At 56.6% G+C, this 12,854-nt stretch carries 12 protein-coding genes; 9 read left to right on the forward strand and 3 right to left on the reverse strand.

What is annotated here, in order from left to right; genetic code table 11:
- Positions 1 to 243 precede the first annotated feature (243 nt).
- A complete protein-coding gene (locus V7730_RS15790) occupies positions 244 to 756 on the forward strand; it encodes a hypothetical protein (RefSeq protein ID WP_335748563.1) in 513 nt (170 codons plus the stop codon).
- Positions 757 to 975: 219 nt separating this feature from the next.
- On the opposite strand, the gene V7730_RS15795 is transcribed toward V7730_RS15790, so the two are convergent.
- On the reverse strand, positions 976 to 2,448 hold the full coding sequence (locus V7730_RS15795) for an NAD-dependent succinate-semialdehyde dehydrogenase (protein WP_335748564.1): 1,473 nt from the start codon (positions 2,446 to 2,448) through the stop codon (positions 976 to 978).
- A gap of 83 nt (positions 2,449 to 2,531) precedes the next feature.
- Between V7730_RS15795 and V7730_RS15800 the strand changes: the two genes are divergently transcribed.
- The 8 genes from V7730_RS15800 to V7730_RS15835 all read left to right on the forward strand — a co-directional run bounded on the left by V7730_RS15800 (position 2,532) and on the right by V7730_RS15835 (position 10,769).
- On the forward strand, positions 2,532 to 3,323 hold the full coding sequence (locus tag V7730_RS15800; protein ID WP_335748591.1) for an alpha/beta hydrolase: 792 nt from the start codon (positions 2,532 to 2,534) through the stop codon (positions 3,321 to 3,323).
- A gap of 164 nt (positions 3,324 to 3,487) precedes the next feature.
- Positions 3,488 to 4,564, forward strand: coding sequence for a hypothetical protein (locus V7730_RS15805; protein ID WP_335748565.1), 1,077 nt, complete (start codon positions 3,488 to 3,490; stop codon positions 4,562 to 4,564).
- Positions 4,565 to 4,807: 243 nt separating this feature from the next.
- Positions 4,808 to 5,926, forward strand: a complete 1,119-nt coding sequence (locus tag V7730_RS15810; protein WP_335748566.1) for a hypothetical protein — start codon at positions 4,808 to 4,810, stop codon at positions 5,924 to 5,926.
- 73 nt (positions 5,927 to 5,999) lie between these two features.
- A complete protein-coding gene (locus V7730_RS15815; protein WP_335748567.1) occupies positions 6,000 to 7,934 on the forward strand; it encodes an AAA family ATPase in 1,935 nt (644 codons plus the stop codon).
- A complete protein-coding gene (locus tag V7730_RS15820; RefSeq protein WP_335748568.1) occupies positions 7,931 to 8,491 on the forward strand; it encodes a hypothetical protein in 561 nt (186 codons plus the stop codon). The genes V7730_RS15815 and V7730_RS15820 overlap by 4 nt, the downstream gene beginning before the upstream one ends.
- Positions 8,488 to 9,855: a DUF6638 family protein gene (locus V7730_RS15825; RefSeq protein WP_335748569.1), complete on the forward strand. Its 1,368-nt coding sequence runs from the start codon at positions 8,488 to 8,490 to the stop codon at positions 9,853 to 9,855. The genes V7730_RS15820 and V7730_RS15825 overlap by 4 nt, the downstream gene beginning before the upstream one ends.
- A gap of 3 nt (positions 9,856 to 9,858) precedes the next feature.
- Entirely contained in the window at positions 9,859 to 10,125 is a 267-nt protein-coding gene (locus tag V7730_RS15830; protein WP_335748570.1) for a hypothetical protein, read from the forward strand.
- 11 nt (positions 10,126 to 10,136) lie between these two features.
- Entirely contained in the window at positions 10,137 to 10,769 is a 633-nt protein-coding gene (locus V7730_RS15835) for a DUF1523 family protein (protein WP_335748571.1), read from the forward strand.
- Between the two features lie 88 nt (positions 10,770 to 10,857).
- Here the strand turns inward: V7730_RS15835 and V7730_RS15840 are convergent, their stop codons facing one another.
- Positions 10,858 to 11,238, reverse strand: a complete 381-nt coding sequence (locus V7730_RS15840) for an HIT domain-containing protein (protein WP_335748572.1) — start codon at positions 11,236 to 11,238, stop codon at positions 10,858 to 10,860.
- A 12-nt stretch (positions 11,239 to 11,250) separates the two neighbouring features.
- Positions 11,251 to 12,828: a DUF5928 domain-containing protein gene (locus tag V7730_RS15845; protein ID WP_335748573.1), complete on the reverse strand. Its 1,578-nt coding sequence runs from the start codon at positions 12,826 to 12,828 to the stop codon at positions 11,251 to 11,253.
- Between the last annotated feature and the right edge of the window lie 26 nt (positions 12,829 to 12,854).

Here is a 12,854-nt window from a genome sequence, read left to right on the forward strand (position 1 = left end):
GCAGAGCGTTTCAATGCATGTGTTGCGTCGATCAGTTGAGACCGCCGGACTTAGCGACCGATGTTGCGGCTGGCCCGAATGACCACCAGTCAGGGCTAGAAGTTGCATATTTTGCGGAATAGTTTGCATTCTCTCACTGAGAGTAAGGAATTTCGTATTTTTCAATTTTTGATTTCGGGGTAGTCTTTCCATACATTTAAAATCATCGTGCTGTTCTTTTTCGGCGCCATATAGGAGCCTATAGTGGCCACAATAGATAACCGCAAATTCCGTTTTGCCTTCATTACCGCAGCTTCATTTCTGCTTGTGTTCGTTGCCGCGTGCACGCCGAGTTATATCAACACTCAGGACTATGGTGCCCCCGCCACAGAACAAGAAATCAGAAACCACTACTCGGGGAACTCCATCAAATACCCGCTTGAGGTTGGTGGAAAGTCGTTTGTCGAGGCGTATTTTTCTCCAGACGGAACCTATAGGATGGTTGCGTTGAACGAGTCCGTTTTTGGTGAAGGCACGTGGAAGGTACATACCGCCCTAAGCCGCTCCACTTTGATCATTCAAACCACAGACTATTTTGTTGGGGACGGCCAAGCAGACAGCAGAGCTTGGAACGGGAGCTTTGTTATTTATACCCAGCCAGACGGGTCGGTTTTTGCCGATCAAATGGGGGGTGGCAACTCCTCTCAACCTAAACCAACACGCGGATTTAAAGCGCAAAGCAGATGGAATTCCCTCAGGCGGCAAGCCGGTTTTTAAGACTGGTTGACGGACCTTTACGTGCCGTGTGGCTACGAAGGCATAACAAGAAAAGTAGAGGTCCTGATCGGTGTGGGGTTCAATGGCAGCTTTGTCCGTATACAGGGCCAACACAACATGTTGAAAGCAGAAAAAAATGCCCGCCTGAATTCCACCGGAACCGGCGGGCATTCTTATTCAAATTTAGCGGCCAAATCAGCTTTGGCCGCTAAATGCGGCTTAGATGCTCATGCAGATGTATTTCATCTCTAGGTAATCTTCGATCCCGTGGTGGCTGCCTTCGCGGCCCAGGCCGGACTGTTTGACACCGCCAAAGGGCGCGACCTCGGTTGAGATCAGGCCAGTGTTCACACCGACGATCCCGTATTCCAGCGCCTCGGCCACTTTGTAGACGCGGCTCAGATCTTTGGCGTAGAAATAGCTCGCCAGACCGAAGATCGTGTCGTTGGCCATCGCGATGACGTCATCGACCGTGTCGAATTTGAACAGGGGGGCGAGGGGGCCGAATGTCTCTTCCTGCGCCACTTTCATTTTTTGCGTAACACCTGTGATGATGGTGGGCGGTAGGAAGTTGCCGTCCATCGCGCCATTGGCACCCAGCACAACCGTTGCACCGTGCGATACAGCGTCGTCGATATGCTCTTTGACCTTCTCGCCTGCGGCGGGATTGATCAGCGGGCCAAGGTCCACACCGGCTTCAAAACCGTCACCGACTTTCATCTTCTGCACGGCGGCAATTAGCTTTTCTGCGAAAGCGTCATAGACGCCGGCCTGCACGTAGATGCGGTTTGCGCACACGCAGGTCTGGCCGTTGTTGCGGAACTTGCACAGGATCGCACCTTCGACAGCGGCATCCAGATCGGCATCGTCGAACACGATGAACGGCGCGTTGCCGCCCAGCTCCATCGAGCATTTCATGACCTGATCGGCGGCCTGTTTCATCAGGATGCGACCCACTTCGGTCGAGCCTGTGAAGGTGAGCTTGCGCACGGTGGGGTTCTCACAGAATTCCTTACCAATGGCAGAGGAAGAGCTGGACGGCACCACGTTGAACACGCCTGCAGGGATGCCCGCACGTTCGGCCAGCACGCCCATCACGATCGCGCTCAGCGGTGTTTCGGCAGCAGGACGTGCGACAAATGCACAGCCAGCGGCCAGCGCCGGTGCGGCCTTGCGGGTGATCATTGCATTGGGGAAGTTCCACGGCGTGATTGATGCGGCAACACCAATGGGCTGCTTGATCACGGTGATGCGTTTGTCACGCTGGTGGCCTGGGATTGTCTCACCGTAGATACGTTTGGCCTGCTCGCCAAAGAACTCGATGAAAGACGCACCATAGGCGATCTCGCCCTTGGCTTCGGCCAGCGGCTTGCCCTGCTCTGCGGTCAGGATGGCGCCCAGATCGTCTTGGTTCTCCATCATCAGGTCGAACCATTTGCGCATCACGGCGGCACGTTCTTTGCCGGTCCAGTTGGCCCATTCTTTCTGGGCGGCTTCGGCGTGTGCAATGGCGCCTGCAACCTGAGCGCGGCTCAGGTTGGCAACTTTTGCCACAACATCTCCGCGTGAAGGGTTGGTCACGTCAAATGTCCCGTCGTCACCGTCCACCCATTTTCCGCCAATATAGGCACGGGTTTCCAGAAGGCTGGGGTCTTTGAGGATGGATTTAAGATCGGTGGTTGAAGCAGTCATGATGCGTTCTCCTAGAATTTCTTACTGGCACCCAAACCAACTCCCAGTATGATTGTCCAGTTCACATTGAAAGGGACAATATGATGAAGCTGGATGATGCCTACGCTAACGCAGCTTATATCAAGGACGCTGAAGCCTATCCACCACGTTGGGAGAAGGCGGCAAAATCCTTCCGTGAAGGCCTTGGCGCGCGCGCGCAGGAGGGGGTCTCTTACGGCCCTTCCGAGAGGCAGGCGTTTGATTTCTTTCAACCCGAAGGGGTTGCGCGTGGCACGATGATCTTTGTGCACGGCGGTTACTGGAAGGCCTTTGACCGCTCTATCTGGTCGCATTTGGCGACCGGTGCACTTGCGCGGGGATGGGCTGTTGCGATGCCAAGTTATGATTTGTGCCCCGATGTGCGCATTGCCGACATCACGCGGCAAATCGCGGCGGCTGTGACCCGTGTCGCCGATCGGACCTTTGGCCCGCTAGCACTGGCGGGGCATTCTGCGGGCGGGCATCTGGTTTGCCGTATGACCGATCCGCTGATTCTGCCCTCCGAAATTCGCGAGCGTATCAAGGCGATTGTGCCGATCTCTCCAGTCGCAGATCTGGCACCGCTGATGGACACCTCAATGAACGAGATTTTGCGCATTGACGCAGCCGAAGCGCAGGCAGAAAGCCCTGTGAATATGCAGCCTCCGCATGGCTTGGGCGTGACCATCTGGGTCGGCGCTGATGAGCGCCCTGCGTTTCTGGAGCAGGCTGAGCAACTCGCGCGCGGCTGGGGTGCGCGGCGTGTCGTCGATGAGGGGAAGCACCATTTCGACGTGATCGACGGATTGACCGACCCTGACGGCCCGATGATCAAAGCACTTTTGGGCCTGAAGTAAGTAACCCAGTCGGCAGTCTGGAAACGCATTGATCAGCAAGGTCTGTTCAGGCTTCACTTTGCGGTGCGCTTTTGCAAAACTCCCCCCATATGTCGCATGAGGGAATATAAATCATATTTACATTCCATATATTCAGTCAAAGTCAGTTATATACGGAGCATCTAATGGCCAATCTCGACGCGCAGGTCCGCGAATCTCAGGAACAGGTGGCGGAAGCACAAAGCAAAATCGCCGAGCTGACCAGCCGGATCGAAACTGCGCGCGCCAAGCTGAAGGCCGGCGATGCAGCCGAGATCGATATCGAGAATGCCTCGCTTGAAGATGTGCACGCCCATACCGAAGTCATGAACGCCAACATCGCAGAACTGATCATGGGTCTGGACGATGTCACCGCAGGCTTTTCGCGTGACTTTGATGAGATGCGCTCAAAAACCGGATGGGAAAGCGTCATTGGCATCTTCTCTTCCGCCAAGGCCGACAGCATGCGGCAAGAGCGGGTCCGCTCCGCCTCTATCGATGATAAATTGCAGGACCTGATCGCCAAGTCCGATACCATCGTGCAACTCCTTGAGGGCCAGTTGGCCGTTCTTGAAGAGCAGAAAACCAAGGTGGAGACCAACCTGACTGAGACCCTGAGCGACCGCGAAATGACCGTGGCCGAGCTTGAGTCCCTGCGCAATGACATCGCGGGCATGGACCCCGAGATTATCAAGCTGGAAAATGCCATTGCGTCAGAGACCGATGCCGCCAAACGAACCGCGCTGGAACGCAAACTTGCCGAAGCCAACAGCCGCTACAACGCCATGGTGCAGGAGGAGCAGGTCAAGCTTGCCAAATCCCAAACGCTTGAGCGCTACATCGACAAGGGCAAGACGTGGGTAGACAGCTTGCAGAACCAGGCGGCCACGCAGATGGTCCTGATCAATAAACTGCAAACAGACACCAAACAGCGTGTTGTACTTTATGATGCGCTGACCAAGTCCCTGAAGACAGCGCAACAACAAGACGTCGCCCACCGTATCAACGAAATCGGCGTGAAGACGGACCAAGAAGCCCAGTCCGCCATGGCCGGCATCGGTTCAGCCACCAACGCCCGCATGGCCGAGATGATGGAAAAGCACGAAGACCACATGGTGTTTGCCCGCGACGTGCTGGAGCAAAAGGCCAAAGCAGACGAACGCTTCGCGCGCCGCTTCCAGAAGATAATCGAGAAACATGACAGAAACGCGTATGGTGAGTGAACGACAGCGCTGGACTCGCTATGATCATTTGAAGTTCGGGGTTTCGATGTTTGTGCTCGGTGCGATTTCGGGGCTGCTACTCGGGCTTGTTGTGGACGGTTCGGACGCTGTGAAGTTCGCGCTTGTAGCCGGCCTCTTCACTTGGCTCGGTCCACTGATCTTTGTTGGATGGATGCGAATGTTCGAAAGAGTATTCTATCGCAGGATCATGCTCCCAGTCTGGCGCAGGTCTGGTTTGATTAAATGACCGACCCCTCCGCCGATCACTACGACCTCAAAGACACCTTCGCCAGCCGCAGGTATTTCGCCAAATTCCAAGCCATCATGCAGCACATGCTGCGGGTGGCGGGCGTGATGGAGGCCGAGGGGCATTTGACCCGCGATGAGGTCACAATCCTTGCGCGCTATGCCGTCAGCCTGACCTACACATTTCAGGCGCTCAGCTGGAAATATCTGCTGGTAGGCCGGGAAACAGGGCGCTTTTTTGGTTCCCTCACCGTAGACGGACGCGATAGCGGCTTTCCTGTGGCGGCAGAGCTGATGACGATGGCTAATGACGCGCAGAACGCGCAGGCGCATCTGTCTGCGATGCCATCCGTTGAGGCGCATAAGGACCAGATGGTCCAAGCGATCCTCGGCGACAGGACCCTGCCCACAAAACTCCAGTTTAGTCTCTCGCAAAGGCTCTATTATGAGGAATTGCTAAAGGGCGATTTGTTTTGGGTGCGTAATGACCCGCAGGCCGAATGGATCGGTGAGGACCGTGGTCGGCGCAGTTATCGCCTGCATTGGGCGACCTATGACAGTCAGGTGAACTTGCCCGTCATCTACATGATGGAGATCGAGGATTCAGGCCGTGAGGCACTGCCCCGCGATACCCGTCGTTGGGCGCAGGTGCAGGCGCATCTGAGCGCGCAGGCGCTGGGTGGGCTAAAGCTGGTCACCATCGCGCGCGGCTTCGACGAAGACTTCGACGATCTGCACCCCAAACGCTTGCGCCGCTTCCACCTTGGTCCGATGTACAGCCATGCCTACACCCGCCAAAACGGACCGCTGCGCGATGTGCTCGCGCAGGCGAAAGCACCAGAGGGGCAAGACTGGGCCATGGTCTGGACCGAGGAAGATCTGGTCTCGGATTGGGTGATTGAGCAGAAGGCGGGTTGGTTCTCGACCGTGGAGCGTGAAATTTTCGCGCTCGATCCGATGGGTGGGCAAATGCCTGACCTTGGCGCCACCAGTACCCATCGCAGTATCATCCTGCCCCAACGCCCCTATCAAGTGCTCGAAGAACAAAACCCGCCAGGCTTTGCCGGTGTGCGCAAGTTCGTGGTTAGCAACGCAGGCCGCGTCCTGCAGTATTAAGCGGTGTGACCGCAGACTTTGATATTTATGACCCACATTTTCAGGTCATCGAAGAATTTAGAGAGGAGCCATTATGAGCCAGACGTCCGACCAGATGGAATTGCGCGAAGAAGATATCGCCAAGCATGTCGCCATGGCGCAGTCTCTGATCGAAGGATTCGACCATGCGCCACGGATCGGCAGGGCGGTGGATGTCGCAGCGCCCGAGCGGTCCTCTGGTATCGGCACACGGCGGCGGTTCCGCTCAACCACGCCGGGGTTGGTGACGCAGCGGCGTAAGGTCACTGGTGCTGTGCAACTGATTGCGCGGGTCGAAACGGCGGACGGCGATGACGCGCTCATGTCGCCGCTGCAATCCACCGTGCTGCATGCCCTGCGCCGCGCGATTGCTATCGCATTGGCCGTGGCCGAGAATTTTGCGGACCACGCCGGGCTGGCTGATCTGAAGCGCTCCAATCTGGAAGGCGCGCTGCCACCCGCCCGCAAGACCGAGTTCAGCGAGCTGTTGGCCGCCGAAGCCTTGGTCACGCTTTACGTGTTCGGTAACGCCACCGCCTACCTGCTGTCCTCGCACCTCACCGAAGTGACGGTTGAGGTGGGCGATTTCGATGAGATGCTGACTGACAACGGACAGGTCGCCCTGCACGGCGCGTTGTGGGAGCTGGACAGCGACATCGCCGCCCATTCCAGCGATGATGCGCGTCTGGTGTCCACCGTCTGCGCCTTTGCCGAAAGCCTGATGGAGAAGGTCGCGCTGCGGGCCACCACCGCGCCACGGCTGGAAGCCTTCGCCGCGGCTGCGTGGCACGTTGAGGCGGATGATTTCACCGTGCGCGGCTTCTCTCCTGCGTCCAAGGCGAAATCGACGACCCTGACGATGAGCTTCAAAAAGCCCAACGAAGTCGTCGGCAACCACATCGCGAAATATCAATCCATGAAGCTGGTCAAAATGCTCATGGCCTATGACTTTGACCGCCGCCTGAACCCCTTTGCCGATCTGGGCGGGTTTATCTTTACCTTCATGGGTGACGGTGCGCCGGGCACGGGGAAGACGACGCTCATCCAGATGATGGCGGGGCTGATTTCGGAATACTGCCGCAACGCGGGCTACCCGTTCCGCTACCAGAACCTGAGCACGGACAACATCGACAGCTATCAGGGCAAATCGGGGCAGAACGCCAAGGCGTTTATCAACAACATCATTGATCCCTCCGTCATCGGCTTTGGCACCATCGACGACATTGACCAGCTGGCGGGCAAGCGCGGCGATCGCCAGTCCAGCGCCGGTCAGTTGGAAATCACAGCGGTGCTGATGGAAAGCTTTGCGGGCGCCAACACAGTTGTGCGCGGGAACTGCACGTTCGGCATGTTCTCCAACTACCCCGAGAATGTGGACGACGCCCTGCGCCAACGCGCCGGTGCGCGGTTCCTTGTGGACGGCCCGCAAACGCGGGAGGATTACGTCGATATCCTCTATCTGCTGATGGGCAAAAACCACGACATCCCGCTGGGCGATCACCAAGCGTTCGAAGCGCAGGCGATCAAAAAGGCCGTCGCCGCCAGCTTTGCAGGCCACGCCAAACCGCACGAAGCAGGGCTGCTGGAGGTCTATAACGCCGTGCAATCCAAGATCGGCGCGCTCGACACTATCAACAAGCTGGGGATGTACCTGAAAGCGATCCAAGAGGCCGACCCGCGTTTCACCGGCCGCGCGATCAAGAACATCACCGACGCGGTCAAGGTCCGCGCGATGGACTTTGAGCTGCCCGATGAATGGATGGAACAGCCGGACCTGTTCCTGTTCAAAGACTACGACGCCAAGAAAGCGATGATCGAAGACATGCGCCAGCCCATCACGGTGGATATGGTCGTGCAAGAGATCAACCGCTACGCGGATTCAGAGTTCCGCTATGCGGATAAGTCGGACGAGGTAGCGATTGAGAATATGGTCCGCGACTTTGGGCGGAATGAAGAGGCTAAGAAGCGGTATTCGGGGGAGCGGGGGTGAAGTTTTTAGAATTTCTCACTGACTTTAATAATTGGATTATCCCGCATAAAGAGCTGGTTACCGTAATTGCAGTCCCTGCCCTCACATATCTGGTTACATTTTTTTCAGGAAAAACCGCAGAGAAGCGTACTCGAATTAGCACTGAGGCATCGGAAAGAAGAGCCTTTGCGGAACGAAAATTGGAGCGTGAACTCACTAAACGAATTAAACTAGCCAATTTTCGCCAAGCTTGGATTAACCAAGTCAAAGAGGATTTCTCGTTGTTAATTTCAAATTCCCTTAATCCTGCCGAGGCGACACCAGCGACCGCTGCGATATTTAACTCAGCAATGGCTCGAATTCGACTGAATCTGAACATCAGAGAAGATGGGGTGAGTGAGTTACTCGATGCCTGCAATAATATTCAACAGACAGAGCAGTCTGATGAGGGCGAGTATCAGACTAACTTAGTCTTAAAAGCTCATTTGTATCTTAAGAAGGAATGGGATGCTTTGAAGTCAGAGATAGATGATATAGATAACCTAGAGCAGGAAATTCTCGTGAATTCAACTAAATGAACCGCCTCATCCGCGCCGGCCTGATGTTCGGCAACCTCTTTCATGTCTCCTCGCCCGCGTTGGTCGAACGCTATAACCGCGCACTAGAGCATCTGACGGGCAAGCGCACCGAGCTTACCGATTTCTACATCGACATCTCCGGCTACTCGCCCGAGATCGGGGATGAGATGAATGACCCGCTCTACCTCAACCACAAGGGCGTGAACCGGCAGTTTATCCTGCTGAGCGTTGAACAGCGCACAGCGCCATTGTTGAACACGCAATTCTCGACCTCCAAGACGATCCTGCAAGACTTTATCGCGCAGAACGAGGCGGCGCTTTTTGCGCTGACGGCGAAGGATGCCGTGGCGGGGGAGCTGGTGAATTCCGTCTACGATGTCTCAACCCCTGCGCGGCTGTTTGATATCCGGCGCATCACCATTGATGCCGACACCACCGGAGGCACGGTCAAAGACGCGGGCAAGCTGGCCGATATGGTCGACCGCTTCCGCGAGACGGAAAACGGCTGGTACGATGATGTGCTGATCGCCGACATGATCGCGCTGGCGGGCAAAACGGGTGACGTGGTGCGCAATCCGGTCAGCCTCAAGACCATGAGCTTTGATCAGCGCAATTTCTGGACAGCGCATTTCGGCGGGCTCTATGTGTTTCAGGACGTAGCGCACCCTGCGGTCATCGCGCCGGCGGGTAAGGACGGGCTGGACGATCTGCCGCTGGAGCATGTGTTCGACGCGACCCAGCGCAACCACATCGCCAAGTTCTTCCAGCTCAACGGATTGACCGAACCGATATTGGAGGCGCGGGGCATCCAGTCCGCCGCCATTCTGCGCCAAAAGATGGACTTTATCCTGATTGATGCCGTGGCGGATCAGGGGGTGGACCTGACTGGCCTCACCCGTGGCGATCTGCGCCGTCTTGCGCGCCAGCACAGTGACAAGCTGCCGACTGAATTCCACACGCTGGGCCAACTGGTGAACTGGGCTGAAAACGGCGGCGCGTTCCCCAGCATCACCAGCGCCAATCCGGTCTATTTCTACACCCTGCGCGCGGCTGACACGCCCGACGCAGAGCTGGTGAACATGCTGTTGGCCGAACTTGCGCCCAAGGACATCCGGCAGCTGTTCATCTGCCACAAGGATCTGTTTTACGCGACCTACGCGCGCTGGCCGGACGCGAAAAAGGCCTATGTTGCCGATTTTCTGGAACGCGAGTACCTTATGGACAAGGCTGGTGTGCGTGACGCACTCTTTGGGCATGAGCCCGCGCTGGAGGTGCCACCTCAGCCGCGCAAAGGGAAAAAACCGCCCCCCGTCCCGGACCGCATCGCGGCGGTGGGTCCATGGGGCGCTGTGGAGAGGAGATAGCAGATGTTCGCACTTGCCCGCCTGATGGTTGTCGGATTTATCGTGCTGACGGTGATCTATGTTTGCCTGTCGCTGTACTCCCGCGCGGTGCGCAAGGGCAAGCTGCGGCGCGAATGGCTAGAGGGACCTCAGGACCAGACCCTTGATGCGTTTCTGGATGAGGGGCTGGAGGATTATGACAAATCCCTGCGACGCAAATTGATCCTGTCGGTCTATGTTATTCCTGTGATCCTTGTGTCAGTGGTCATCTACCTTACAAATTTCGCCTGAGAGGGTTTTACATGCTTGGTCTTCTTCGTTGGACATTCTGGATCACCGTCTGGGTGATCGTTGCCGCGTTTTTCCACTATACCCTGCCGCAGGTCGATATCGTGCGGATCACGGATACCTACGAAAAGCGGATCGATCCGGGTGAGAATGCGCTGTTCTGGGCGCAGGCGGATGTGGGCACGGATGGCACGCTGTCCAACCGCGATGTGTTCTTCATCCAGTCGCGCCGCGTGAAGGGCGATGTGATGGTTTACCGCAATGAGGATACCGGCTGGAGCTGGCCGCCATATTTCAAGTTCGACACGTCGAACCTGCAAGCCGAGGCGGGTGATCTGGCCTCAACCGAGGCTGCGCCGCGCTATGTCGCGATCAAGCATTACGGTTGGCGCAACGAGTTTCTGACGATCTTCCCGAATGCTATTTCCGTGCGCGCGGTAGCGGGGCCGGATGTCTCCAAGGGTATCCCGTGGCTTAACATCATCATCCTGACGCTCTTTGTTACGCTGATCTACGGCATTTGGGTGCGCTGGCGCCGGTTCCGCATGGCGCGGATTGATCCGACGATGGAGGCAATCGAAGACGATTTCGCCGATGCCACCGGCGCTGTGCGGGGCTGGTTCGGGTCATGGCGCAAAAAGACCTGATAAGAGTGTTCACCCACTAAAAAACAGGGCTCGGAATTGTCAAAAATTCCGAGCCCTGTTTTGTTGCTGTCTGTGAGAGTGGCGATGATCAGCTTTGCGGCTGAACCATCCGCCCCATCCGGCGACCACCCAGAATATGTACATGCAAGTGTGGCACTTCCTGCACGCCATGATCACCTGCGTTGCTGATCATGCGAAAACCTTCGCCGTCATCCAGTGACACGCCTTCCATCTTGCAGACCTGCGCGATGGCGCGGGTATAATCCAGAATCTCTGCGTCAGACGCTTCGGCAGCAAAGTGGTCGTAGCTCACGTATGGCCCCTTGGGGATCACCAGCACATGTGTGGGTGCCTGCGGGTAAAGGTCGCTGAAGGCAAGTGTGTGCTCTGTCTCCAGCACAGTGTTGTTCGGGATCTCGCCGCGCAGGATTTTGGCAAAGATGTTTTGATCGTCATAGGCGTAACCCATCGGGTAGGCTCCTTAATCGGCAAAGAGGTAATCGGTGCTGGTGATCTCATGCGCCTTCTCGCCGCTCACGCCAAGGAACTTCGCCAACTCGTCGGCGTTTTCGTCGGATGAAGCTATCTCGCGGATACGGCAGTGGTTCTCGAACTGGGCGTCGCGGATCGCGTCACTCTCGAACACCATGTCGTTGCGAATGGTCGGCAGCAAGCGGTCCAGCGTCTCTTGCGAGGTCTGCTCACCTGCAAGACCCACGCGCATGGCGTGACCGATCAAATATTCGTCCGTGAACCCGCACTCAATCTCAAGGATGCGCGTGGTCGAGCGGTCGGCGGCAAAATCCTCCAGCAAATCGAGGTTGCTGGGGTCCATGCAGACAATTAGGCGGTCCGTCTCGAAATAATCAAACAGCATCCGCATCAATGCACGGCGGTGGCGCGTGCGCTTGCCCAGCGTCTTTTCAATGCCACCAAGGGCGGGCAGGGGCGCGTCTTCTTCGTTAAAGACATATTCGATCGCAGGCACATTGGTCGTCTGACGGATACGTTCCAGCACGCGCTTGGCGACGTGCCATTTCTTGCACACGACAATCAGCAATTCCCGCTCACGGCCCAGCGTGCTTTCGGTTTCCCAGAATCGGGTTGAGAAACGCCGCCCGATGCGCCCGCGCCCCGTAAGGAATTTGAAAAGACTGCGGCCCTCATTGCTGATCTGGAAACGTACGCCCTGCGCGGAGTAGAGCAATCCCAAACGGCGCTTTAGATCAAGCGCGTCTGCGCTGATCTTGCGCGCAAACAAATAGTTCTGACTGAGCAGCAGATCGTAGTGATCGTTGTAGAACGTCACGGGCATCCCGTAGTCGGTGAACATCAGGAAAGTCAGCGTGCGTCCCCAGATTTCGTTCTCGGGGACCAGATGGCGCACAAGGGTCTGAAAGAATGTCTCATCGGGAATCCACGTTGTGCGGAAAAACCGGATTACATCGCGCCGCTTTTTGCAGAAGTCCAACAGCGCTTCGATTGTCTGGCGGCGGAGGCACCACCACTGGCTGCCGATCTGGACCTGAATATCTTGCGGGATCTCGCGCGTCAGGCCAAAGCGTTTCTGGAAATTGAACATCGCATAGAACAGCTTTTTCTGGGTCCGCTCGTTGAACCAGTGGCGGTAGATCAGCCGCTCTTCGGTCCAGCCGGTCTTGATCCAATCGCTTTCGTAATAGTCGAAGCTTTCAATAAAGTCCGCGTCATTGTCGTCCAGAAAGCGATGCGTGTATTCGGCGGATTTGATCGCCATGCAATCGCCCGACAACATGTAGAAATGCGTCGCGCGCGGAAATGCCTCAGCGGCAGCTTCAACCGCGTAAAGTGTGGCCTGCACCAGGGACCATTCACCCCAGCCGCAGCGGATGCGTTTTGTGGCGTAAGTGACGTTCGGGTTGTTCTCTAGTGCTTTGCGAATGGCTTTGTAGTGGGCCGGATCGGCGCTCGCGTCAAAGTGGATGGACATGTAGTCACCCACAGCCGTCAGCCGCTCCGCCTGTTTGATGATGGCGTCCGGGTCTTTATGACACAAAAGTATGTAGGCAATTTTTGCCATTCAGGAACCATTCACCGTATTTATGC

It is taken from the genome of Sulfitobacter sp. (genome assembly GCF_036961165.1).
GTDB lineage: Bacteria > Pseudomonadota > Alphaproteobacteria > Rhodobacterales > Rhodobacteraceae > Sulfitobacter.